This is a genomic window from Vibrio kanaloae, from assembly GCF_024347535.1.
GTDB lineage: Bacteria > Pseudomonadota > Gammaproteobacteria > Enterobacterales > Vibrionaceae > Vibrio > Vibrio kanaloae.
This window is the reverse complement of record NZ_AP025497.1, coordinates 2,917,134-2,940,596: the sequence shown is the minus strand read 5'-3', so window position 1 is coordinate 2,940,596 and position 23,463 is coordinate 2,917,134. Positions and strand designations below refer to the sequence as shown.

Here is a 23,463-nt window from a genome sequence, read left to right as displayed (position 1 = left end):
CCCCAACCGGAGTATGATACGACAAGCTAAGTTATAATTTTTATTGAGTTAATAGCTCAAAACATAGGTATTATCATGAAGATTGCAGTAGCCGGTACCGGATATGTAGGTCTATCAAATGCAATGTTGTTAGCGCAGCATCATGAAGTAATCGCGGTAGATATCATTGATGACAAAGTGACAATGCTAAACAACAAGCAGTCGCCGATTGTTGATAATGAGATTGAGCACTTCTTGTCAAACAAGACGCTGAACTTCAGGGCAACAACAGACAAAGCGGCTTACCAAGACGCTGAATTTGTCATCATTGCCACACCAACTGATTATGATCCGAAAAATAATTATTTCGATACCAGTTCTGTGGAGTCGGTTATTAAAGACGTCATGGATATCAATCCAAATACCGTCATGGTGATCAAATCAACGGTCCCTGTTGGCTATACTGAGCGCGTTAAGCAAGAGCTGAACTGTGAAAACGTTATGTTCTCACCTGAGTTTTTACGTGAAGGCAAAGCCCTGTACGATAACCTACACCCATCACGAATTATCGTGGGTGAGTGCTCTGAACGCGCTAAAGTATTTGCTAATCTTCTGGTGGAAGGTGCTGAAAAAGAGAACATCGATGTGCTCTTTACCAATTCAACAGAAGCTGAAGCGGTAAAACTATTCTCTAATACTTATCTCGCGATGCGAGTTTCTTACTTCAATGAGCTTGATTCTTACGCGGAAGCGCATGGCTTGGATTCTCGTCAGATCATCGAAGGTGTTGGCTTAGATCCTCGTATTGGTAATCACTACAATAACCCTTCATTTGGTTACGGTGGTTACTGCTTACCGAAAGATACCAAACAGTTGTTAGCGAATTACCAAGATGTACCAAACAACATTGTTGGTGCCATCGTTGATGCTAACCGAACCAGAAAAGATTTTATTGCGGATTCCATTATCAAGCGATCTCCTAAGATTGTTGGCATCTATCGATTGATAATGAAAGCCGGTTCGGACAACTTCCGTGCTTCTTCGATTCAAGGCATCATGAAGCGTTTGAAAGCTAAAGGTATTGAAGTGGTCGTATTCGAACCTGTGTTAGAGGAAGAGCATTTCTTTAACTCGAAGGTTTATTCTGACCTAGAAGCGTTCAAAGCTGTATCGGATGTGATTGTATCTAACAGAATGGTTGATGAACTCTCCGATGTTGCAGACAAGGTATACACACGAGACCTTTTCGGCAGTGATTGATTACAGCAGCGATTCATTGCAGTTGAATTTTAGCGATTGCTAATTCGACCAGATGTTAACAGCTCGATCTATCCGTTTAGTGGCGATATACTGAACCATTGAACGGATAGGGATACTAATGACTAATGAAAACACGTGACAAGATTGTTTACGCGGCGCTAGAACTTTTTAATGAGCACGGCGAGCGTAGTATTACGACCAATCATATTGCTGAGTATATCGAGATCAGCCCTGGTAACCTTTACTACCACTTTCGCAACAAACAAGAAATTGTCCGTGATATCTTTACTCTCTATTCGACAGAGCTGCTTGAAAGGTTCACCCCTATTCAAGGGCAACAAGAAAGCCTGACGCTACTAAAGCGCTACTTAGATTCTATCTTCACGCTGATGTGGAAGTACCGATTCTTCTATGCCAATCTACCGGAAATATTGTCGCGTGATGAAAAGCTCCATCTTGATTACATGGCCGTACAAGAAAAGCTGCAAACCAATCTTGTGGGTATCATGAGAGCCTTCGTTGAGTTGAACTTGCTCAAAGCAACAGATGCAGAAATGAAGTCGATGGTGACGTCTCTTCACTTGATTGCATCGGGTTGGTTGGCGTATCAGTCTGTCATGTCGCCAAAAGCTCAAATTACCGAGCAAGTGGTCCATCAAGGAATGCTGCAGATGATCGCGACGGTTAAACCCATTGCGACAGCCCAAGGCTTTGAGCAACTAACGCTATTAGAAGATGGTGTCAGGGCGTTGAACTCAAAGTAGAAAGAGACGAGTAAGCGAGATACGGGTAACGAAGAGCTTTACTCGAATTCCGTATCTGCTCTTACCTAACCAACCAACTCTTCGGGTTTTGAGCTTTACTATTTCTACGGATTTCAAAGTAAAGCGATGGACGGGTTTGGCCGCCAGTGTTACCGACAAGTGCAATGGCTTCACCTGCTTTCACCTTATCACCTTCTTTTTTCAATAGCGCTTGGTTAAAGCCGTAGAGTGTCATATCGCCTTTACCGTGGTCGAGCAATACAACCAGTCCATAACCCCTTAAATATTCGGCAAAAACGACCGTTCCTGAGTAAACCGACTTTACTTGCTGACCGTAATTAGCGTTGATCACCATGCCTTTCCAGTTTACTTGACCAGTTTGACGAGAGCCGTAGTTATGTAGGATATTCCCTTTTATTGGCCAAGGCAGCTTTCCTTTGCGCTTGGCTAAACCATCCATAGGGACAGAGTTCTGTCTCTCGCGAGCGGCTTTCTCTGCTTTGGCTATCTCGGCTTTGAGGCGAGTTTCATTGCGCTGGAGTTCCGCTAAATAACTCTTGTCACCGGAGATATTATTTCTAATATGACCAACCGTTTTCTTACGTTGTACTTGTGTCTGTGACAGCTTATCGCGCTTTGTCGTTTGTTGTTTTAAAAGCGTTGTTATTTGTTCTTGCTCAAGTTGGCGTTGTTTCTGGCTTTCTTCTAATTCCCGTTGAGTGTGTTCAATCGTATTTATCGTTGCAGAGCGAGCTTTAGCAAGATGTTGGTAGTAGTGGCTAATGCGGTCTTCTTCAACACCGGTATTGAGGATATGAGAAGAGGCTTTCGCTCGACTTGTCATATAGTAAGTTTGAATCAGTTGTTCTAACTTGTCTGTCTGCACTTTTTTTTGTGCGGTGAGTTCTGTGATCTTTGTGTTCAAGTTGGCAATGTTAGCATTGGCCGTCTTGAGTTGCTTTTTGCTATCTAAGATCGCTTTTTCAAGTGAAGCAATGGCGAGCTCTTGCCTTTTTAGATTGGCTTGCAACGTATCCAGTTTTTTTTGCTGTGAAGATAGGGCTTTTTGTTGACGAGATATTTCGCTCGACACACCTTTTAGCTCACCTTGCGATGCGGCAAATGACGATGAAGATAAAACAGCAACACAAAGGCTGGTCGATATCAAAAGAGTCGTATTAATGGCGAGAATTTTTTTCTTCATTATTGTCATTCAGTGTCTTTTTTTAGTTATCAGGTCGCACGCGTTTTTTTGAGTCTTTTCCCAGAGCAAGCCTTTTTCATCCCGACACTCGCATCTCGTTACTGCGCTTAAATCCCATCACCATAGATAAAATGCTGTGAGCGACCGTTAAACCCTTGGTCCATATCCAAAGACGGTTTATCCGTTTGTGGTTTGCCGACAATCTTGGCTGGAACACCAGCAACGGTAGTATGGGGAGGCACGGCTTGCAGTACCACAGAGCAAGAACCTATCTTAGCTCCTTCGCCCACTTCAATGTTGCCCAAAATCTTCGCACCGGCCCCAATCATGACACCTTCGCGAATCTTAGGGTGACGATCACCACCTTCTTTACCGGTACCACCCAATGTAACGTCTTGAAGAATCGACACATCATTTGCAACTACAGCCGTTTCACCAATCACAATACCTGTAGCGTGGTCGAGCATGATTGCTTTACCAATACGAGCCGCTGGGTGAATGTCCACTTGGCAGGCGACTGAAATTTGGTTTTGTAAGTAAGTAGCAAGCGCGATGCGCCCTTGTTTCCATAACCAATTCGCCACGCGGTAGCCTTGTAGAGCATGATACCCTTTTAAATAAAGCAGAGGCATTGAATACATTTCAACGGCGGGGTCGCGGGTGACCGTCGCGCAAATATCACAAGCGGCAGCGTCAATGATGTCTGCATCTTCCGCGAAGGCTTGTTCAACCACTTCGCGCACAGCCATTGCTGGCATTGAAGCGGTTTTGAGTTTATTGGCAAGGATATAACTAAGCGAAGCACTCAAACTGTCGTGATTGATAATAGTGGCGTGGTAAAAACTCGCTAGCATAGGCTCTTGTTCTGATTGCTCGCGAGCTTCCTTCACGATGCATTGCCAAACTTTTTGCTGTTCACAGTGTTTCATTCTTCCATCCATCTTATCTATTTTATTCCACGACTGAATACGCGATGTTATCGCTCTGACTTTTTGTCTCGAGCAAGTAGGTCTTGCGCCGCTAAGTGAGCATCTTTCCCTTGATACAGCACTTGATAAATTTGTTCAACAATTGGCATCTCAACGCCCATACGCTCTGATAGTAACCAAACTTCTTTGGTGTTGCGATAACCTTCGACCACTTGACCGATTTCTTCTTGCGCCGTGTCGACGTCTTTACCTGAACCTAAAGCTAAACCAAAACGACGGTTACGAGATTGGTTATCGGTACATGTCAGCACTAAGTCGCCCAGTCCAGCCATGCCCATAAAGGTTTCTGGTTGCGCACCAAGTGCGGCGCCTAGTCGGCTCATTTCAGCCAAACCTCGGGTTATCAAAGCCGTACGTGCATTGGCACCAAAGCCAATACCATCCGACATGCCTGCGCCGATAGCGATGACATTTTTAACTGCGCCGCCAAGTTGCATGCCGATGAAATCTGAGTTTGCGTATACGCGGAATGTTTTGCCGCAGTGGATCTTCTCTTGCAGCTCTTCTAGGAACTTTTCATCTGGCGAAGCCACTGAAATGGCGGTGGGCATACCCATCGCCAGTTCTTTAGCAAAAGTAGGGCCAGACAGAACAGCCAGTGAGTAGCCATCACCCAGTATATCGTGTGCGACATCTTTCAGTAGGCGCCCTGTCTCTGGCTCCAAACCTTTGGTGGCCCAGCAGATGCGAGAGTTCGTCGTTAAGTACGGCTTCAGGTTGTTGAGCACGATACCAAACACATGGCTAGGAACGACAATGAGAAGGTCACGGCTTGCAGTGACTGCTTTTTCTAAATCCGACTCAATGATTAAACTTTCCGGAAAATCGATATTGGGTAGAAACGCATTGTTAGCTCGCTCTAATTCGAGACGTGCCATATGCACAGGATCATGTCCCCAGAGAACAACATTGGCACCGTTACGAGCTAGAGATATCGCTAAAGATGTCCCGTAAGAACCTGCGCCAATCACTGTCATAGCAATCTCTTTGCCATAAGCATTGGTCGTATTAGTCGGGTGAGTTGTTTCTGTCATGCTTCCACCTAAAAATAATGAGGGAAATCGAAAAGTTCTGTGAGTGCTCTTTATCTAATAAAGGTGCTCCCCCTAAAAGGAAGCGCTCTCTACCAAGAGAATATACAAAAAATGCACATCGCAGAAGCTGCGATGTGCATTTAAAAGCTCATTCTCTAATAAAAGCCAAGCTTCTAATCAAAACTAAGCTCCCAATAAAAAACCAAGCTTCAAATAAAAGTGGCTATATAAGCGTTAAGTTCTGATTGGAGACTTAAGCTTGTTCGCCTTCAGCTTGTTGAGCTTGGTTTTGTAGGTAGTTCATGAACAAAGCATCGAAGTTGACTGGTGCTAGGTTCAGTTGTGGGAATGTACCTTTAACCACTAGGCTAGAAATCGTTTCACGAGCGTATGGGAACAAGATGTTCGGGCAGAAAGCACCTAGGCAATGTGCAAGCTGGCCAGCTTCCATTTCGCTTGCAGAGAAGATACCACCTTGCTGAACTTCACAAAGGAATGCTGTGTCTTCTGCGTTCTTAACAGTAACCGTTAGACGTAGGATGACTTCGTACACGCCTTCGCCAAGTTCACGGCTTTGAGTGTCTAGGTCCAGTTTTACATCTGGGTTCCACTCTTTTTGAAACATGTCTGGAGAGTTTGGTGCTTCGAAAGAGACGTCTTTTAGGAAAATACGTTGGATTGCGAAGTTCTGTTGTGCGTCTTGTTGTGCTGCTTCAGCCATTTTCTTGTCCTTAAAAATTTATAATTAGGTTTTGCCTGTCAGTTTGTCACTCACAAAGAGCGCCATACTTAAGCAAAACCTGAAAGTCATATTTGTTGAGTCAGGTCAGCTTATTTCTTACCTTTAACTAAAGGCAAGTTAGCTTCGCTCCACGCCGCTAAGCCACTTTTTAGTACGCTAACATTTTCAAAACCAGCTTTAACCAGTAAGTTAGCGCTTTCTTGAGCAGTTTGACCTGTCTTGCATACTACGATGATTGGGTCAGCTTTATGACTTTCAAGGTTACCAAAGCTATTTGCTTTAATATCTGACGGCAAAATGTGAAGTGCGTCAGTAATATGTCCCTTTTTGAATTCATCCTTTGTACGAATATCAACCACAACGCCGTTTTCACGGTTAATTAGTTGTGTGGTTTGCGCTGCAGTAACCTCTTTGTAGGCCGCGTTTGATGTTTTGATAACGCTCGCAATGATGGCAACAACCAAGCCGATCCATACGATGGCTAAAATCATATTCTCTTGAAAAAATGGAACTAACTCTTGCATATCTTGAACTCTTATTCGTTATTGGGCGAAAACTTATAGGGTAGGAGTATAGCGAGAAAGGGTAGGAGAATACAGAGGAAGGGTGTTGTGGAAGTCAGTGTTACCTCTCTTTCTTAATACTTCGCATCTCGTTCACCCGAATCCCACATTCGCACTTCAAATTATTCGACAACCCTAGCTTTTGGTTCTCCCCCTTAAACGCCGAACTATTGTGAGTGGTGATGTTAATAAAAGGGGGGGGGGGGGGGGGGAATTAGAGGGGGCTAGCTAATGCCTAACCAACCCCTTCCTGCCTCCCCTTATATTGATATTTTTTACAAAGTAACTGTAGTGGTCTAATGATCCCGGACACCAAATTAGGTGGTAAAGTCTCCACCATAAATGAGGTGTTCAATGACAAAACGACAACGACGTACATTTTCTGCTGAGTTCAAAATAGGTGCTGCAAGTTTGGATCTTGACCAAGGGGACTCCATATCTAAGGCTGCTAATTCTATGGGCGTAGGTGAAACGGCTTTATGGCGATGGGTCGACCAACTCAAAGTTGAGCGAGGTGGGATGACTCCAACGACTAAAGCCCTCACGCCTGAGCAAAAGAAAATCCAAGAGTTAGAAGCCCGGATTAACCGGTTAGAACGAGAAAACCCATACAATGAAAGTTTTGTCTCGCTGTATTAACGGCAAGATTTTTATCGACCTTGAAAAGCGCTACTGCGATGCCGGCACAAGAAAACCGTTATTACATAGGGTCGCAGTAGCTACAAGGTTTGCAATGCTTTCGCTGGGTGAACGCGTTGTAACAGCCTAATCGAGTAATATAACTATACTAGTGTGTATACGAGTAATTTGCTAAAATCAGCCCAAATATTAAAACCGTATAAAAAAACACATAACTGAAATTCTTGCCTTTAGGAGCCAAACCTAAGGGCGGTAGCGTACCCAAATACAACTTTTAGTAAGGTGAAAAGCTGATTTTTGGATGAAACCTGCTCAGGTTGGCGATTGGTGGCCTATTGGGGCGGTGTTAAGAAAGTAAGTGAAAATTTATGAGGGATGGTTGAGATTTGACTGTCTCAAAATGTATAAAAAGTGTCTCAGGTTGGTTTGGATGTCTGAGATGGAAATGTAAATTTTGAAGCGCTCAGATTAGCGTTTGTATTAGAACTATAGAAGTTGAAATCATGGCTAGGAAAAAAGTCTTAACCGTTTTTGGCACTCGCCCAGAAGCAATAAAAATGGCTCCTCTTGTTCACGCATTAGCAGCCGATGAGAGATTTGAATCAAAGTGTTGTGTAACCGCACAACATCGCGAAATGTTAGATCAAGTTCTTGAGCTGTTTGAAATCACTCCAGACTATGATTTAAACCTCATGAAATTCGGTCAAACACTGAATGATGTGACGGCGCGTATTGTTCAAGAACTCAAATCTGTACTCCAAGAGTTTAAGCCTGACGTTGTGTTGGTTCACGGTGATACGGCGACAACATTTGCTGCTAGCTTAGCCGCTTACTATGAGCAAATTGAAGTCGGGCATGTGGAAGCTGGCCTACGCACTGGTAATATCTATTCACCATGGCCAGAAGAGGCGAATCGCCGATTGACTGGTGTCCTTACTAAATACCACTTTGCTCCAACAGAAACCTCTAAAGAAAACCTCCTACGCGAAAACTTCAATCCAGAAGATATTTCGGTAACGGGTAATACCGTGATTGATGCTTTGCTGATGGTGAAGGATAAAATCGAATCTGATAGCGATTTGAATGCCACACTAGCCTTGCAATTCCCATTCTTAGACGATAACAAGAAACTCATTTTAGTAACTGGCCACCGAAGAGAAAGCTTTGGTGGTGGATTTGAGCGAATTTGTGAAGCTCTGTCAAGAGTAGCGAGAGAACATCAAAATGTGCAAATTCTTTATCCAATGCACCTGAATCCGAATGTAAGAGAACCAGTAAATCGTATCCTCGATGGTATAGATAATGTTCTGTTAATTGAACCTCAACAGTATCTCTCTTTTGTCTATTTGATGAGTCGGGCGAGCATCATCCTCACAGACTCCGGCGGTATACAAGAAGAAGCTCCTTCTTTAGGAAAGCCAGTTCTGGTTATGAGAGATACTACGGAAAGGCCGGAAGCTGTAGAGGCCGGAACGGTTAGGTTAGTTGGCACTGAAATCGATGCAATAACGCGCGAGTTAATTCATTTGCTGACAGATCATGATGCATACGAGAAAATGAGCTTTGCACATAATCCATACGGTGATGGTCTAGCTTGCCGAAGAATACTAGAAGAATTAGCAAAATAACTGGGTAATTTATGTCTTTTGAAACAATTTCAGTAATTGGTTTAGGCTATATCGGCTTACCAACAGCAGCAATGTTTGCTTCACGTAAAAAAAAGGTGATTGGTGTAGATGTCAATCAGTATGCGGTTGATACGATAAATCGAGGTGAGATTCATATCGTCGAGCCCGATCTAGATATGCTTGTAAGTGCAGCTGTGCAACAAGGATACCTAAAAGCAACACTAGTTCCAGAATCAGCAGATGCTTTTCTCATTGCTGTACCAACTCCTTTTAAACCTTGTAAACAGGGAGAGGTTCCAGAGCCTGATTTAAGCTACATAAAATCTGCTTCCGAAGCGATAGCTCCTGTACTGAAAAAAGGTGATTTAGTTATATTGGAGTCTACTTCACCTGTAGGTGCAACAGAGCAAATGGCTGCGTGGCTTGCAGATGCGCGCCAAGACTTGAGCTTTCCACAAACAGCAGGAGAATGGGCTGACATCAATATCGCACATTGCCCAGAGCGTGTATTACCGGGCAAAGTGGTGACGGAGCTTGTCCAGAATGATCGTGTGATTGGTGGTATGAGCAAGCGCTGTTCAGAGCGTAGTGTCGAACTGTATAAAACATTTGTGATGGGTGAGTGTGTAGTCACTAATGCTCGCACTGCCGAAATGGCCAAGCTTACAGAGAACTCATCGCGTGATGTTCAAATCGCTTTTGCAAACGAACTTTCGATGATATGCGATGAACTGGACATTGATGTTTGGGAGTTGATTTCACTCGCTAATCGCCACCCTAGAGTGAATATTCTTCAGCCGGGACCGGGTGTCGGTGGTCACTGCATAGCTGTAGACCCTTGGTTTATTGTTTCAAAAACGCCGGAAACAGCAAAAATCATTCACACTGCCAGAAATGTCAATGATTATAAGCCGGAGTGGGTAATTGATAAGGTGAAGGTTGCAGTAGCTGATTTTCTAAATGTTAACCCAACTAAAACAGCGAAAGATGTTACGATCGCTTGCTATGGGTTAGCATTCAAGCCAGATATTGATGATTTACGTGAAAGTCCTGCACTCGATATAACAGAGTCTATCGCTAAAAACCATCCCGGTGATGTGCTAGCGATTGAACCTAATATTACATCTATCGATATAGACAATGTAAGTTTAGTATCTATAGATGAGTCTCTGACTAGAACTGATATTCATGTCATGTTAGTTGATCATAAGCAGTTTAAAAAAATTAAAATTAATGATGCATTTGTTATTGATACTAAAGGTATTTGGGTATGAATTTGAAAGATATAAACATTGGTATTGTCGGTTTGGGGTATGTTGGACTTCCCCTAGCGGTCGAGTTTGGAAAGTCTCTACCGACCATAGGCTTTGACATCAATCAAAATCGAGTACGTGAATTGCGAGATGGTTATGACCATACTCTAGAGTGTGATGGTAGTGAGCTTAGAAACGCAAAAAATCTTAAATTTTCCTGCAACGTTGATGATTTGAAAGAATGTAATTTCTTCATTGTTACAGTCCCAACACCGATAGACCAGCATAAACAACCGGATTTAACTCCTTTAATCAAGGCGTCAGAAACTTTAGCAAAAGTTCTAAAAAAGGGTGATGTCGTTGTTTATGAGTCGACTGTTTACCCTGGCGCAACAGAAGAAGTTTGTGTCCCGGTTTTAGAGGAGTTAAGTAGGCTTTCTTTAAATATAGATTTCTATGTAGGTTATTCGCCTGAGCGTATAAATCCGGGTGACAAAGAGCATCGAGTTACTAACATATTAAAGGTTACTAGCGGGTCGACACCGGAAGTTGCAAGTTTTATAGATGAAGTATATGCATCAATCATTACTGCGGGTACTTTTAAAGCATCTAGCATCAAAGTTGCTGAAGCTGCAAAGGTAATCGAAAACACTCAGCGAGATGTTAACATTGCTTTAATAAATGAACTTTCTATTATTTTTAACAGGTTGAAAATTGATACTTTAGAAGTGCTAGAAGCTGCAGGAACTAAATGGAACTTCTTACCGTTTCGTCCTGGACTCGTAGGAGGACATTGTATTGGTGTTGACCCATATTATTTAACGCACAAGGCACAAATGGTCGGATATCACCCAGAGATGATTTTAGCAGGACGTCGCTTAAATGATAATATGGGAAGACATGTAGTATCAGAATTGGTAAAAGCCATGCTTAAAAAGCGCATACATGTCGAAGGGGCGAACATATTATTGATGGGTTTGACTTTTAAAGAAAACTGCCCTGACTTAAGAAATACCAAGGTAATCGATATTGTATCTGAGCTAAGGGAATATAACATTAATGTTGATATCACTGACCCATGGTGCTCTAGTATAGAAGCAGAGAAAGAATACGGCGTTAGCGTAACAAAGCCTAAAGTTGGACATTATGATGCTATTATTATGGCTGTCAGTCACGACGAGTTTAGATATATGGGTGCAGATGCCATCCGTCAACTTGGTAAAGAAACGCATATAATCTATGACTTAAAGTACGTATTAGACAAGTCTGATGTAGATATGCGCCTCTAAATTATAAGAATCACTATAGTAAAGTAGAAGTTATATTTTTCTTCTACTTTTTACTCATTAATATATGAAACGATACGAAAGAGAAATTTATGTCTAAATATGAACAAATAAAACTAGAACTACTTTCCTCACCAAAAACTTGGTTAGTTACAGGTGTTGCTGGGTTTATTGGTTCAAACCTTTTAGAAACGTTGTTAAAGCTTAATCAGAAAGTTGTTGGGCTTGATAACTTTTCGACAGGTTATCAAGCTAACTTAGATGAAGTTAGAGCTTTGGTTGAAGAAAAACAATGGTTGAACTTCTCGTTTATAGAAGGTGATATCTGTGACTATGATATTTGTAATAAGGCTGTAAAGAACGTTGATTATGTATTGCATCAAGCAGCTCTTGGGAGCGTTCCAAGATCAATTGAGGACCCTATAAGTTCTAATGCAGTGAATATTACAGGCTTTTTAAATATGCTCAACGCAACTAAAGAAGGAGGTATTAACAGTTTTGTATATGCAGCGAGTAGCTCAACGTATGGTGATCATCCCTCCCTACCTAAAGTGGAAAATAATATAGGAGCACCACTTTCTCCTTATGCAGTTACAAAATATGTTAATGAATTATATGCCGATGTCTTTGCAAGAACTTATGGGGTAAAGTCTATTGGACTAAGGTACTTTAACGTCTTTGGTCAAAGGCAAGATCCAAATGGCGCTTATGCAGCAGTTATACCAAAGTGGATATCAAAGATTATTAATGGTCAACAAGTACAAATCAACGGCGATGGTGAGACTACTAGAGATTTTTGTTATATTGATAATGTTATACAAATGAATATCATAGCAGCTACAGATTGTAATACCAATACAGATGTATACAATGTCGCATTAGGTGATAGGACTTCCCTTAACTCTCTATATTCCGAGATCGTTTCTCAACTCATCGAACAACAAATTATCAATGAATCTATTCCACCTTTATACGTAGAGTTCAGAGCAGGAGATGTAAGGCATTCACAAGCTGATATTTCAAAAGCAGTTGAAGCATTAGGTTATACTCCGGAGATTAAAATAAAGGACGGACTTAAAAAAGCACTTTCCTGGTATACAAAATGAATGAATTGACGAGGCTAAAAAATAGTTTTTTTTCACTATTAGGAGGTACTTTTTTTTCCTCGGTTTTAGGTTTTTTGAGTATTGGTCTTATTGCGAAAGGTTTAGGTTTAGAGCAATTTGGTATATTTTCCCTGTGTCTAAGTATCGTTGCAGTTATAGATAAGGTAGTAAATTTTCAGAGCTGGCAAGCTCTTATTAAGTTTGGTACCGACTATCTTAACAATAAGAAATATAATGAGTTTTCACAACTTGTTAAGTTTTGTATATTAATTGACTCTATAACGGCACTATTAGGTTTATTAATAGCTTTGATTTTTTCTCCCCTTATAGTAATGTATTTCTCATGGGGAGATGAATATCAAACAGTTCTTAACATCATTATTATTTCGCTTATCTTTAAGTTCTCCTCTTTTTCCCTTGGTGTATTCAGATTATTCGACCGAAACAAAGAACAAGCTTTGGTACAAGTCTATTCTTCTGTTATTAAATTATCATTAATTGGTGGATGTTATTTATTAGATGCAGATATTGAATATTATGCATTAGCTTGGACTGTATCTGAGCTTGTTTTAAACTTTTGTCTTTCTATTCAAGCTATTTTAATATTAAAATCAAAAAACAAAAAATGGTTTTTTCCTTTTGAAATTACCATGGATAAAAAGGTGTTTAAGTTTGTTTTCTGGACCAATCTCACTTCTTTAGTAGATCTCCCTGCGAAGGAACTCGATGTAGTTATTCTTAGTGTTTTAACTAACGAATCTCAAGCGGGTTTATATAGATTAGCAAAACAGGCAATGACAATAATTGGGCGTCTCGTCGGACCTCTATATCAATCTGTATATCCTATACAGGCTAATTTTATTGAGAAGAAGAAAATTGCTGATGTGATGAGTTTTACGAAAAATATCACTTTAAAAATTGGTGTTTTTTCAATATTACCAATTTTATTTTCTTATTTTTCAATGGAATATTTTGTATTGAACACTCTCGGACGTGAATATATAGAGCTTATCCCTATAGCGATTTTTGCAATATTTATAAAGTGCATTGATGTAATATTCACGTTGTACCATTCATTGTTTATAGCGTTTGGATATGTGAAGAAAAACGTCCAGATTGTGTTGATAGCAAATCTAATAATGATGTTATTGTTCCTATTCACCGTACCAGTTTATGGCACGTATGCTGCTATTACTTGCTTATCTTTTCAGTCTATGTTTACTTTTGCTTGGAAGTATAGATATATAAATGAAAGGTTATGATGGCTATGATAAATATCAACTTTGTGATTCCAAATAAAGGAAATTATGAAAATTATTATTCAGACTTTGATGGAGACATAGACAATAATTGGCGATTTTTTATTAACGGTGAATGGGCGTGGATAATTCAAACTTATCATAGACTTATAGACTATGGTGTTATGGTGCAACATCAAGAGAGTCCACTAGAGGAATGTATAAATGTTATTTTTGCAAATGACTACGTCGAACTAAAAAATAAGAATGAGTTTTATTGCATAGTTATTACTTTGGATAGAGTTGTGTTTTTTCCAGGTGACCTAAATGTTATCCAGAATAAGAGTCAGAAAATACCATTTCGCAAAAAGTACATACCTCATTGGAGCCAATGTGGAATTATTCCATCGTCAGATACCATACCGAAAAATGACAGGTTTAAAATAGGATTCTTTGGATTGCCGACTAATTCGATCAATCTTATAAGCACCTTGACTGAAGAGTTTAGTGATGAGGCGGAAATGTTTACATTTGGGCCGGATAACTGGAACGATTATTCTCATGTAGATCTAGCCGTTGGTATACGAGATTTTAAAGGAAAACATATACACAAACCGCCCACAAAACTGCTCAACGCATGGAAAGCAGGAGTTCCGTTTATCGGTGGAGGCGATTCTGCTTATGAACAAGTTGGTACAAACGGTTTCGATTATATAAGAGTTCAAAGTAAGAAAGAGTTGAAAGAGAAAATCAGATACCTGATGAATAGTAAAGAAGCTCGACATTTGTTATCTATGCGAGGTAAGGAGAGCTTTAGTCAATATAGCGATAGAAGTCTAGTCTTTGAGTGGGAAAAGCTCCTTTTCGCAGAAAGAGAAAAGTTTCAGATTTGGTCGAAGAGTTCTTTGGTGACCAAAAGCGTTCATGTTGAACTTAGAAGAGTGTTTTTTAATTATTTAAGAATAAAACGTCGATTACTAATGGCAATAGGTAAATACAAATGAAGAGTGACATATGGGGCTTAGTTCAAAAGTCTGATATAAAGTCTCAAATGTGGAGTAAACATAGCGTTACAGGTGTACGGCTAGTAGCTTTACCAAGATCACAAATTTTCGACTTGCTAGAACTAGTCTATTTAATTTATATAAACAGATCTAGACCAGACTTTTTTGTGTTTCGATATCTTAATGACTATCAATCATTTACAAGAACTATATGTCGTTCTATTTCAGAGATAGCGGTTATTCTATTCTGTAGAATTATTAAGATCAAGATTTTTTGGGTGTGTCATAATGTAGATAAAGAAAGTGTATCTTTTTTTCCAAAAATAACCAAATTGAGAAGAATATTATTATCTAAGGTGTCAGAAAAAATCTTTGTTACTAGTGAATTACTTGTCAAGGATGCTTCACATATTTTGAGAAAGAAAAATATAGACAATATAAGCTTTGGATTGATAGAAAAAAACGAAAATAAAGTTTCGTACCCAAATAATTTTAGAAGATTTAATCAAGACGCAGATTTAAGAATACTCATACTAGGTGCACCTGTAGCAAAGAGTAAGCATTTTGATTTAATTACAGACTTAATAGAGAGATGCCGCTGTTTAGACATATCTATCTCGGTATTTATAGCTGGTGAGTTTGATAAAAGTGAACGGAGCAATAACCTTAAGTTAAAGTATAGTGATTTTCCAGAAATAGATTTAATGGAAAGCTACGTAGGTCTAACCAAATCTTGTATTAAGGATAACTTTAACTATTATTTTCGTGTTTACGATGACCTCTCGGTGCCATATACCCTTTATGAATCTTGTAGTTATTATATTCCTACCATTTCATTAGATGGTTGCTTCACAGCTAGGTTAATTTCGCATTATGGTATTGGATATGTTTTGGATAAAGATATGAATAATGTGGAAATACTGTTGGATGATATCGTTCCTTTGGAAAATTATGACCGGTTTTTAAAGGTAAATAACTGGTGTTCCTTGTCATCTAAAATTAAAGAAAGCCTGTCGGATGACTAAATTTAAAACAAACTTTATACAATATATAACTTATATTCTGATCTTCTTTTTTATATATTCTCCTTACATTAAACTGTTAGGTATAAATATTAACTTCCCTCTTTTTTTGACCTTGATTTTGATCGCTTCTCTTTTGTTAAGAACTATAAAAATTGGTCTTGATATTAATGTTTTTCTACTCGCGTTTGTATACTTAATTCCATTTATTTATATACTCTTAACTACTATAATACATAGTACTATGGATACTCAAGTCATAATCGACTATGTATTGACGATTCTGTCAATATTTGCTGCAAAGGAACTAGTAACACTATATCAGAATTATATAGGTACTGAATCTGAAAGGTTTGTGAAGACATTATTTATATTAGGAGTTGTACATGCCTATATAATGGTTTCCGTATTTTTTGTACCATTCCTGAGAGATGCTCTATATAGCGTCGTTTATATTAATGAAGTTGGGGCTGAGTTTCTTGATTTGAATTATCGTTCTCCAGGGCTTACGACAGCAGGAGGGGATGGTTTGGCATTTATTCAGTCTGTCCTACTTGTCTTTGGTATTTTGTTATTTTCAAACATGAAGAAAAGAAAAAGTATAATTTCCTATCTTTTCTATTCTTCAAGTTTTGCTATTTTGTTGTTTTCCATATTCATATCAGGTCGGACGGGTTTCGTATTTCTTCTTTTTGGACTGTTCCTAATATTAACGTTCAGAAGCGTTCCTCTTCTCGTTATAAGTAAAAAGTTCACTTTTCGGATGTCTTTCCTGGTACTTGTACTAGTAACTTTATTGTTTGTTGCTTTCATGGTTTTGTCACAAAGTGATTATGTTAAGTTATTTCTTCGAGTATTTGAATTATTCTTGAGTTACTTCACAACTGGCGAAGCGACAACGACATCGACCAATGATCTTGGAACAATGTTTTTCTTTCCTCAAGATGAAATGCATTTATTGTTTGGGGATGGTAATTTTGGTCGATATAATGAAAATCGTATTATTGAGTCGGATGTCGGGTACGTAAGATTCATCTTTGGCAGTGGAATTTTAGGTACACTACTTGTTTATGGAACTATAATGGCGATTTCTACCATCCTTTTCAGTAGAACTGAGAGCTATTATGGTAGGTTTGTCGTACTTTTTGTATCATCCTCTCTATTTATAATGAATGTTAAGGTGCTTCACTATTTTGGAAGTGCACTTGTTATAAAATTATTCTTCTTGATTTTCTTTTTCTATATGACAAGAAAGTCAGGCAGTAGCGCAGTTTATCGATGAGGGACAACATGAGTTTATCTAAATTACACATACGCATAATTCATAAAGTGTTAAAAAAGCTCCGCCTTACCAATCAACTAAATTCTACGGTTCATTCTTCGTCTAAAATCGAATCTGGTACAAGTTTTATTAAGTCTTCAATGGAGAAATATTCATTCTGTGGCTACGATTGTGATATCAACCATGCTCAGATAGGAGCGTTCACATCTATTGCTAATAATGTGGTCATAGGCGGAGGTCAGCACCCTATTAAATGGGTTTCCACATCACCGGTATTTTATAAGGGTAGGGACTCCGTAGCTAAGAAGTTTTCAGAGTATGAGCGTGATAACATTAAAAATACAATAATTGGGAATGATGTCTGGATTGGACAGAATGTTGTTATTAAACAGGGTGTTAATGTTGGTAATGGTGCAGTTGTTGGTATGGGATCTATTGTTACTAAAGACGTACCTCCGTATGCCATTGTAGGGGGGAATCCTGCTAGGTTGATTAGGATGCGGTTCAGTAAAGATGTCTTAGAAAGCATTAATGCTAGTAAATGGTGGGATCTTCCAGATGAAAGAATACAGGAGTTAAGTGAGCATATTCGTAATCCAAAATTGTTCTTGGAGAATATTAAATAATGAAGATAATGCATTGTTGCTTAGCTGCATTTTACATTGACAACTATGGTTATCAAGAGAATATTCTGCCCAAGTATCATAAGCTTGACGGTCATGATGTATATATTGTTGCCTCAACAGAAACTTATAGTGAGAATAAAACCCTTTGTTACGTTACTGAATCCACATATGTAAATGAATATGACATTCCTGTTACACGACTACCTTATGTTGAATGGTTACCCCCCAAAATTGCCCGAAAATTTAGGTTATATAAAGGGTTAAAAGATCAACTTCTTCAATTCGAACCAGACATTATATTCCTACACGACATACAATTTATAGATGTTTTAACTATCGTCAATTACGTCAAATTAAGGCCAAATGTCAAAGTTTACGCTGATGGTCACACTGATTTTATTAACAGTGCCAGAAGTGCTCTATCCAAATACTTTTTGCACGGTGTAATTTATCGTTGGTGTGCGAAGAAAATAGAACCCTATGTTGAGACATTTTTTGGTGTAACACCTTTGAGATCAGATTTTTTCTCCGACATGTACAAGATTGACAAAAGTAAAATTGAGTTGCTTCCTTTAGGTTATGATGATTCTTTGTTAGCGACTGAAGATATTTCTGTGATAAGAGATAGTGTGAGGGCTATGTATGACATTTCTACAACAGACTTTGTCATAGTTACTGGCGGTAAAATTGACGAAAGGAAAAAAATCCACCTCCTTATAGAGGTGTTTAATAAGCTTTCGCTTTCAGATACCAAATTGTTGGTGTTCGGAGAATCTACGCCAGATATGGAGCCTTTAATTAATAAAGCAAAGCGAAATGAAAACATTATTTTCGCTGGTTGGTCTAAGCAAGAAGATATTTATCGAATGTTTTTGTCCTCTGATATTGCAGTTTTTCCAGGTACGCATTCTGTATTATGGGAGCAAGCCGTAGGTTTAGGGGTTCCGTGCATTTTCAAACGGTGGTCGGGAATGGAACATGTAGATTTAGGTGGCAATTGTATAATGCTTGAAGAGTCTTGCCCAGAGCAGTTATATGAAGCGATAGTATATGTTTACAATAAGCGTGAAGCCCTTAACGAGATGAAGCGAGTTTCTCAAATAAAAGGGAAAGAGTTTTGTTACAGCAGTATAGCACGCAGATCTATCGGATTAGAGTAGCTGTAATAGTTCCTTTTCGCTAATTAATTTTTAATGAGTACTTTATGATGAAAAATATAACCCAAATTTGTTCTAACTGTGTCATGGATACGACTGATTCGAAGATTGTTTTTGACGGGGATGGCGTTTGCGATCACTGCAATACTTTTAAGGCGATGATACTACCTAAGTGGAACCCTAACGGTATTTGTGATGATGCTCTTCTAGAACTAGCAACTAAAATTAAAAAAGAAGGTAAGGGGCATGATTTTGATTGCCTTATGGGAATGAGCGGCGGAGTTGATAGTTCATATTTATTATATCTCGCTGTTGAAAAAATGGGACTTCGTCCTTTGGTTTTTCACGTAGATGCTGGTTGGAACTCGCAAGAAGCTGTAAATAATATTCAGCGAATGGTGGATGGCCTAGGATTAGATTTATATACGGAAGTGATTAATTGGGAAGAGATGAAAGATTTGCAACTTTCATTTTTCAAATCAGGAGTTTCACATATAGATACCCCTCAAGACCATGCCTTTTTTGCGACCATGTATAAATTTGCATCTAAACATGGAATTAAGAATATTCTTACTGGTGGTAACTACTCTACAGAATGTACAAGAAATCCTTTAGAATGGATGTACTATCAATCTGATTCTAGACAATTGAAGGATATACATAATAGATTTGGCCAACGTCCTATTAAAACATACCCTGTAACTAATATCTTATGGCATAAAATATATTTACCATATATAAAAGGCATTAAACTAACTAGGCCTCTAGATTATATGAAATATGATAAAGAAGAGGCAACTAAGTTGTTAGAGGATAAGTTTGGATATCAGCGTTATCCTCAAAAACATTTTGAATCCCGTTTTACTCGTTTCTATGAAGGCTACTGGCTTCCACAAAAATTTGGTTATGATACTAGGAAAGTGCAATTTTCTAGCCTAATTCTAACTGACCAAATGACGAGAGAAGACGCATTAGAAGAGCTTAAGCAACCTGCAATGACCGACGAGCAAGTACGTCAAGAGTTTGAATATATTGCTAATAAATTAGGTATATCAACAACTGAATTACAGACTTATTTCGATGCGCCAAATAAAACTTACAAGGATTATAAGTCGATGCAAGGTATCTATGATATTGGAGCTAAAGTACTTAAAGGGCTAGGTATTGAGAAAGGTGGCAAACGTTGATTGCAATCGTTGATTATGGTTTAGGTAACATTCGAGCATTTGGTAATATCTATAATAGACTCAATATCCCTTTCGTTTATGCTTCAACTGTAGAGTCGCTGAAAGGTGCTTCAGGTATTATTTTACCTGGTGTTGGATCATTTGATTATGCTATGCATAAACTTAATGAATCAGGTCTTCGAGAGACATTAGACGATTTGGTTTTGAATGAAAAAGTTCCAATTATCGGAATCTGCGTCGGAATGCAAATGATGGCTATGAAGAGTGACGAAGGTAATTCAGAGGGACTGGCTTGGTTAAAGACGGCTGTCAGAAAGTTTGAAACAAAAGAAAACTACCCTTTACCACATATGGGGTGGAATCAATTATCTTTATTAGAAAACCCAATATTTAAAGACTTAGAAGAAAAACCTGAATTTTACTTCTTACACTCTTATCATTTTGATTCTGACTATGAGCATGTTATTGCTTCTGCAGAATACTCAAACTCAATCGGCTGTGTTGTTAATAAAGACAATATCTTCGGTATTCAATGTCATCCAGAGAAAAGTCACAAAGCAGGGATTACTGTTTTAAAAAACTTTGCTGAGGTCGCTAATGCTCAAGTCTAGAATTATTCCTGTTTTGCTTATCAGAGACAAGGGGTTAGTGAAAACAACAAAGTTCAGTGATGATAAATATGTAGGAGATCCACTTAACGCTGTTAGAATTTTTAACGAAAAAGAAGTGGATGAGCTAACGGTTTTTGATATCGATGCGACAGTAAATAATGCAGATCCAGATTTGAAAGTGATTGAGCACTTGGCCGCTGAATGCAGAATGCCACTTTGTTATGGTGGTGGCATCAAAACACTTGAGCAGGCGCAATCTATTTTGGCTCTAGGCGTAGAAAAGGTAGCGCTTAGTTCTGCTGCGATTGATAATCCCAAACTAATCTCAGATATCGCAACTCAAGTCGGTAACCAAAGTGTAGTAGTTGTTTTGGATGTTAAAAAGAAACTATTTAGCGGCTATAAGGCATACACGCATAACGGCACTAAGCCAGTTAAAAAGGGTTTATTTGAACTACTGAGAGAGTTTCAATTATTAGGGGCTGGTGAAATTATTATCAATAATATTGATTTGGATGGCACACAAAAAGGCTATGACCATCAGCTAATTAGTCGCTTGAAGTCTGAGCTTATTATCCCTTTTACTGTTTGTGGTGGTGCTAGCTCTTATGAGGATATAGGTAACGCTGCTCGAGAGCATAATCCAATTGGGTTGGCAGCTGGAAGTCTTTTTGTGTTCAAGGGTAAGTATCGTGCAGTGCTGATTAGTTACCCAAATAAAACTGAAAAAGAATTAATATATAAAATGTGAGTAAGATATGAGACAAGTATTACAAAATATAAGTAATGGGGAAACTAGTCTAGTAGAAGTTCCATGTCCGCAAACTAAAAAAGGCAGTTTGTTAATTTGTTCGAACAAAACCTTAGTGTCGGCGGGAACGGAGCGTATGTTAATTGATTTCGGTAAGGCTAACTTCATCGACAAAGCACGCCAGCAACCCGATAAAGTTAAAATGGTGCTAGGTAAGATTAAAACAGATGGCTTGATGCCCACTGTTGACGCCGTACGCTCTAAGCTTGATCAGCCTCTTCCCCTTGGTTACTGCAATGTAGGTACAGTTCTTGACAGCGGTGATACAAGTTTTGATATAGGTACTCGTATAGTTTCCAACGGCAATCACGCTGAAGTAGTTCGTGTACCTAAAAACTTATGTGCAAAAGTTCCTGATAATGTTGATGACGAATCAGCAGCTTTTACGGTTTTAGGCGCTATTGGTCTTCAAGGCGTTCGTCTTATTAATCCGACACTGGGTGAATGCGTAGTTGTTACCGGCCTTGGGTTAATTGGACTGATTACAGTTCAATTACTTCGTGCAAATGGTTGTCGAGTGCTAGGCATTGATTTTGATTCGACCAAATGTGAATTGGCGCGCCAACTAGGTGCTGAGACAGTCGATTTGTCTAAAGGCGAAGATGCAATTAAAGCGGCTGAGGCATTTTCACGAGGCCGTGGTGTTGATGGTGTTATCATTACCGCTTCAACGAAGAGTAGTGAACCACTAAGCCAAGCAGCAACAATGTGTCGTCAACGTGGCCGCATTGTGCTTGTCGGTGTTATTGGACAAGAGATTTCTCGCGCCGATTTTTTTGCTAAAGAACTCACATTCCAAGTGTCTTGTTCTTATGGTCCAGGTCGTTATGACACTGGATATGAAGATAACGGGAACGATTATCCTGTTGGTTTCGTTCGCTGGACTGAGCAGCGAAACTTCGAAGCTATTTTGGATATGATGGCTTCTGGAGCACTGGATGTTAAACCGCTTATTACTCACCGCTATGCGATTGACGACGCGCTTGAAGCATATAAGTGCCTAGATGACAAATCATCTTTAGGTATTGTTCTCGATTATCCAAACAATGATGCCGCAGTATTAACAGCTCGTTCTGTAACTCTAAAGTCAGAAAATACTTCAGCTCCGTCTTCTGCGTCTTGTGCATTCGTTGGTGCTGGGAATTATGCGTCACGTGTTTTGATGCCCGCTTTTAAAAATGCAGGTGCTGGATTAAATACAGTGGTGACTAGCGCAGGTATGAGCGCAGTGCACCACGGTAAAAAGCAAGGCTTTGTTAAAGCGTCAACTGACTATGCGGATGTGCTAGCTGATAAAGCTATTGATACAGTAGTTATTGCGACGCAGCACAACCTGCATGCTCAACAAACTATTGATGCTATTACCGCTGAAAAGCACGTGTTTGTCGAGAAGCCTTTAGCGCTTGCTGAGTCTGAAATCGACCTTATTGAAAACGCCTTTAATGAAAGCCAAACTAAACCTAAAGTAATGGTTGGCTATAATCGACGTTTTGCACCACATGTTGTGAAAATGAAAGCGCTCTTATCTTCTGTTAAAGGCCCTAAAACGTTCATCATGACAATGAACGCTGGCGATATCCCTTCTGATCATTGGACTCAAGATCCTACAGTAGGTGGTGGGCGAATTATTGGTGAAGCGTGTCATTATATCGACCTAATGCGTCATTTAGCTGGGTGTAAAATTACAGGCTTTAATTCGATGTGTATGGGTGATGCGCCTGGCGTTGCTATCCGTGAAGACAAAGCTAGCATCACACTATCATTTGAAGATGGTTCAATCGGTACTATTCATTACTTTGCTAATGGCGGTAAAGACTTTCCGAAAGAACGAATTGAAGTGTTCGCCAATGGTGCAGTTCTGCAACTCGATAACTTCAGAAAACTGGTTGGTTTTGGTTGGAAAGGGTTTAGTAAAATGAAATTGTCGAGCCAAGACAAAGGACAAAATGATTGTTCTAAGGCGTTTGTTGATAGTATTAAACAAGGCTCTGCATCACCGATTAAATTTGATGAAATCATTGAAGTTGCGAGGGTTTCATGCCTAGTAGCAGAGCAACTTAGAAAGTAAATCACCAGTA

The 23,463-nt window shown here is 39.3% G+C and carries 21 protein-coding genes and 1 pseudogene; 17 read left to right on the top strand and 5 right to left on the bottom strand.

Annotated elements, in window-relative coordinates:
* Positions 1-75: 75 nt before the first annotated feature.
* Complete coding sequence (locus tag OCV24_RS13225; RefSeq protein WP_150879060.1) at positions 76-1,239, top strand: nucleotide sugar dehydrogenase; 1,164 nt, start codon at positions 76-78, stop codon at positions 1,237-1,239.
* Positions 1,240-1,364: 125 nt separating this feature from the next.
* Entirely contained in the window at positions 1,365-2,003 is a 639-nt protein-coding gene (locus OCV24_RS13220; RefSeq protein ID WP_017055663.1) for a TetR/AcrR family transcriptional regulator, read from the top strand.
* Between the two features lie 61 nt (positions 2,004-2,064).
* On the opposite strand, the gene OCV24_RS13215 is transcribed toward OCV24_RS13220, so the two are convergent.
* The 5 genes from OCV24_RS13215 to OCV24_RS13195 form a co-directional block, all read right to left on the bottom strand.
* Entirely contained in the window at positions 2,065-3,216 is a 1,152-nt protein-coding gene (locus tag OCV24_RS13215; RefSeq protein ID WP_150879058.1) for a murein hydrolase activator EnvC family protein, read from the bottom strand.
* 98 nt (positions 3,217-3,314) lie between these two features.
* Entirely contained in the window at positions 3,315-4,136 is an 822-nt protein-coding gene (gene cysE / locus OCV24_RS13210) for a serine O-acetyltransferase (protein ID WP_017055665.1), read from the bottom strand.
* Between the two features lie 47 nt (positions 4,137-4,183).
* Positions 4,184-5,230, bottom strand: coding sequence for an NAD(P)H-dependent glycerol-3-phosphate dehydrogenase (gene gpsA, locus OCV24_RS13205; RefSeq protein WP_136979562.1), 1,047 nt, complete (start codon positions 5,228-5,230; stop codon positions 4,184-4,186).
* A 253-nt stretch (positions 5,231-5,483) separates the two neighbouring features.
* Positions 5,484-5,951, bottom strand: coding sequence for a protein-export chaperone SecB (gene secB / locus OCV24_RS13200; protein WP_009847959.1), 468 nt, complete (start codon positions 5,949-5,951; stop codon positions 5,484-5,486).
* 110 nt (positions 5,952-6,061) lie between these two features.
* Positions 6,062-6,496 (bottom strand): rhodanese-like domain-containing protein, encoded by a 435-nt coding sequence (locus tag OCV24_RS13195; protein ID WP_060466965.1) that lies wholly within the window; start codon positions 6,494-6,496, stop codon positions 6,062-6,064.
* Between the two features lie 393 nt (positions 6,497-6,889).
* On the opposite strand from OCV24_RS13195, the pseudogene OCV24_RS13190 reads away from it, so the two are divergent.
* The 15 genes and pseudogenes from OCV24_RS13190 to OCV24_RS13120 all read left to right on the top strand — a co-directional run.
* Positions 6,890-7,138: pseudogene (locus OCV24_RS13190) on the top strand (transposase); the annotation flags it as partial.
* Between the two features lie 539 nt (positions 7,139-7,677).
* Positions 7,678-8,802 carry a non-hydrolyzing UDP-N-acetylglucosamine 2-epimerase gene (gene wecB / locus OCV24_RS13185; protein WP_102508059.1) on the top strand — a complete coding sequence of 375 codons (1,125 nt, stop codon included), beginning with the start codon at positions 7,678-7,680 and terminating at the stop codon, positions 8,800-8,802.
* An 11-nt stretch (positions 8,803-8,813) separates the two neighbouring features.
* Positions 8,814-10,076 carry a UDP-N-acetyl-D-mannosamine dehydrogenase gene (wecC, locus tag OCV24_RS13180; RefSeq protein WP_102508057.1) on the top strand — a complete coding sequence of 421 codons (1,263 nt, stop codon included), beginning with the start codon at positions 8,814-8,816 and terminating at the stop codon, positions 10,074-10,076.
* Positions 10,073-11,344 carry a Vi polysaccharide biosynthesis UDP-N-acetylglucosamine C-6 dehydrogenase TviB gene (gene tviB / locus OCV24_RS13175; protein WP_167514279.1) on the top strand — a complete coding sequence of 424 codons (1,272 nt, stop codon included), beginning with the start codon at positions 10,073-10,075 and terminating at the stop codon, positions 11,342-11,344. Before wecC ends, tviB begins: the two co-directional genes overlap by 4 nt.
* An 89-nt stretch (positions 11,345-11,433) precedes the next feature.
* The gene (locus OCV24_RS13170; protein ID WP_102508053.1) at positions 11,434-12,447 is read left to right on the top strand and encodes an SDR family oxidoreductase; all 1,014 of its coding nucleotides are present in this window, start codon (positions 11,434-11,436) and stop codon (positions 12,445-12,447) included.
* A complete protein-coding gene (locus OCV24_RS13165; RefSeq protein ID WP_102508050.1) occupies positions 12,444-13,709 on the top strand; it encodes a lipopolysaccharide biosynthesis protein in 1,266 nt (421 codons plus the stop codon). Before OCV24_RS13170 ends, OCV24_RS13165 begins: the two co-directional genes overlap by 4 nt.
* Complete coding sequence (locus OCV24_RS13160) at positions 13,706-14,689, top strand: glycosyltransferase (RefSeq protein WP_102508048.1); 984 nt, start codon at positions 13,706-13,708, stop codon at positions 14,687-14,689. The genes OCV24_RS13165 and OCV24_RS13160 overlap by 4 nt, the downstream gene beginning before the upstream one ends.
* Positions 14,686-15,714, top strand: coding sequence for a hypothetical protein (locus OCV24_RS13155; protein WP_150879056.1), 1,029 nt, complete (start codon positions 14,686-14,688; stop codon positions 15,712-15,714). Before OCV24_RS13160 ends, OCV24_RS13155 begins: the two co-directional genes overlap by 4 nt.
* A 352-nt stretch (positions 15,715-16,066) precedes the next feature.
* A complete protein-coding gene (locus tag OCV24_RS13150) occupies positions 16,067-16,993 on the top strand; it encodes a hypothetical protein (RefSeq protein ID WP_150879054.1) in 927 nt (308 codons plus the stop codon).
* Between the two features lie 8 nt (positions 16,994-17,001).
* Positions 17,002-17,619: a CatB-related O-acetyltransferase gene (locus tag OCV24_RS13145; protein WP_150879052.1), complete on the top strand. Its 618-nt coding sequence runs from the start codon at positions 17,002-17,004 to the stop codon at positions 17,617-17,619.
* The gene (locus OCV24_RS13140) at positions 17,619-18,779 is read left to right on the top strand and encodes a glycosyltransferase family 4 protein (RefSeq protein ID WP_150879050.1); all 1,161 of its coding nucleotides are present in this window, start codon (positions 17,619-17,621) and stop codon (positions 18,777-18,779) included. The genes OCV24_RS13145 and OCV24_RS13140 overlap by 1 nt, the downstream gene beginning before the upstream one ends.
* Before the next feature lie 44 nt (positions 18,780-18,823).
* Positions 18,824-19,963, top strand: coding sequence for an N-acetyl sugar amidotransferase (locus OCV24_RS13135; RefSeq protein WP_102506021.1), 1,140 nt, complete (start codon positions 18,824-18,826; stop codon positions 19,961-19,963).
* On the top strand, positions 19,960-20,574 hold the full coding sequence (hisH, locus tag OCV24_RS13130; RefSeq protein ID WP_102506020.1) for an imidazole glycerol phosphate synthase subunit HisH: 615 nt from the start codon (positions 19,960-19,962) through the stop codon (positions 20,572-20,574). The genes OCV24_RS13135 and hisH overlap by 4 nt, the downstream gene beginning before the upstream one ends.
* On the top strand, positions 20,561-21,325 hold the full coding sequence (locus tag OCV24_RS13125; protein ID WP_150879048.1) for an AglZ/HisF2 family acetamidino modification protein: 765 nt from the start codon (positions 20,561-20,563) through the stop codon (positions 21,323-21,325). The genes hisH and OCV24_RS13125 overlap by 14 nt, the downstream gene beginning before the upstream one ends.
* Before the next feature lie 7 nt (positions 21,326-21,332).
* Positions 21,333-23,453, top strand: a complete 2,121-nt coding sequence (locus tag OCV24_RS13120) for a bi-domain-containing oxidoreductase (protein WP_150879046.1) — start codon at positions 21,333-21,335, stop codon at positions 23,451-23,453.
* Positions 23,454-23,463: the final 10 nt, after the last annotated feature.

Excerpts from the sequence above, each read along its gene's own strand:
- OCV24_RS13195 (WP_060466965.1), bottom strand. The coding sequence starts at position 6,496 with ATGCAAGAGTTAGTTCCATTTTTTCAAGAGAATATGATTTTAGCCATC.
- secB (WP_009847959.1), bottom strand. The coding sequence starts at position 5,951 with ATGGCTGAAGCAGCACAACAAGACGCACAACAGAACTTCGCAATCCAA.
- OCV24_RS13135 (WP_102506021.1), top strand. The coding sequence starts at position 18,824 with ATGATGAAAAATATAACCCAAATTTGTTCTAACTGTGTCATGGATACG.
- wecC (WP_102508057.1), top strand. The coding sequence starts at position 8,814 with ATGTCTTTTGAAACAATTTCAGTAATTGGTTTAGGCTATATCGGCTTA.
- OCV24_RS13225 (WP_150879060.1), top strand. The coding sequence starts at position 76 with ATGAAGATTGCAGTAGCCGGTACCGGATATGTAGGTCTATCAAATGCA.
- OCV24_RS13160 (WP_102508048.1), top strand. The coding sequence starts at position 13,706 with ATGATGGCTATGATAAATATCAACTTTGTGATTCCAAATAAAGGAAAT.
- OCV24_RS13155 (WP_150879056.1), top strand. The coding sequence starts at position 14,686 with ATGAAGAGTGACATATGGGGCTTAGTTCAAAAGTCTGATATAAAGTCT.
- cysE (WP_017055665.1), bottom strand. The coding sequence starts at position 4,136 with ATGAAACACTGTGAACAGCAAAAAGTTTGGCAATGCATCGTGAAGGAA.
- OCV24_RS13170 (WP_102508053.1), top strand. The coding sequence starts at position 11,434 with ATGTCTAAATATGAACAAATAAAACTAGAACTACTTTCCTCACCAAAA.
- OCV24_RS13215 (WP_150879058.1), bottom strand. The coding sequence starts at position 3,216 with ATGACAATAATGAAGAAAAAAATTCTCGCCATTAATACGACTCTTTTG.
- OCV24_RS13220 (WP_017055663.1), top strand. The coding sequence starts at position 1,365 with ATGAAAACACGTGACAAGATTGTTTACGCGGCGCTAGAACTTTTTAAT.
- tviB (WP_167514279.1), top strand. The coding sequence starts at position 10,073 with ATGAATTTGAAAGATATAAACATTGGTATTGTCGGTTTGGGGTATGTT.
- OCV24_RS13145 (WP_150879052.1), top strand. The coding sequence starts at position 17,002 with ATGAGTTTATCTAAATTACACATACGCATAATTCATAAAGTGTTAAAA.
- OCV24_RS13120 (WP_150879046.1), top strand. The coding sequence starts at position 21,333 with ATGAGACAAGTATTACAAAATATAAGTAATGGGGAAACTAGTCTAGTA.
- OCV24_RS13125 (WP_150879048.1), top strand. The coding sequence starts at position 20,561 with ATGCTCAAGTCTAGAATTATTCCTGTTTTGCTTATCAGAGACAAGGGG.
- OCV24_RS13165 (WP_102508050.1), top strand. The coding sequence starts at position 12,444 with ATGAATGAATTGACGAGGCTAAAAAATAGTTTTTTTTCACTATTAGGA.
- gpsA (WP_136979562.1), bottom strand. The coding sequence starts at position 5,230 with ATGACAGAAACAACTCACCCGACTAATACGACCAATGCTTATGGCAAA.
- OCV24_RS13140 (WP_150879050.1), top strand. The coding sequence starts at position 17,619 with ATGAAGATAATGCATTGTTGCTTAGCTGCATTTTACATTGACAACTAT.
- wecB (WP_102508059.1), top strand. The coding sequence starts at position 7,678 with ATGGCTAGGAAAAAAGTCTTAACCGTTTTTGGCACTCGCCCAGAAGCA.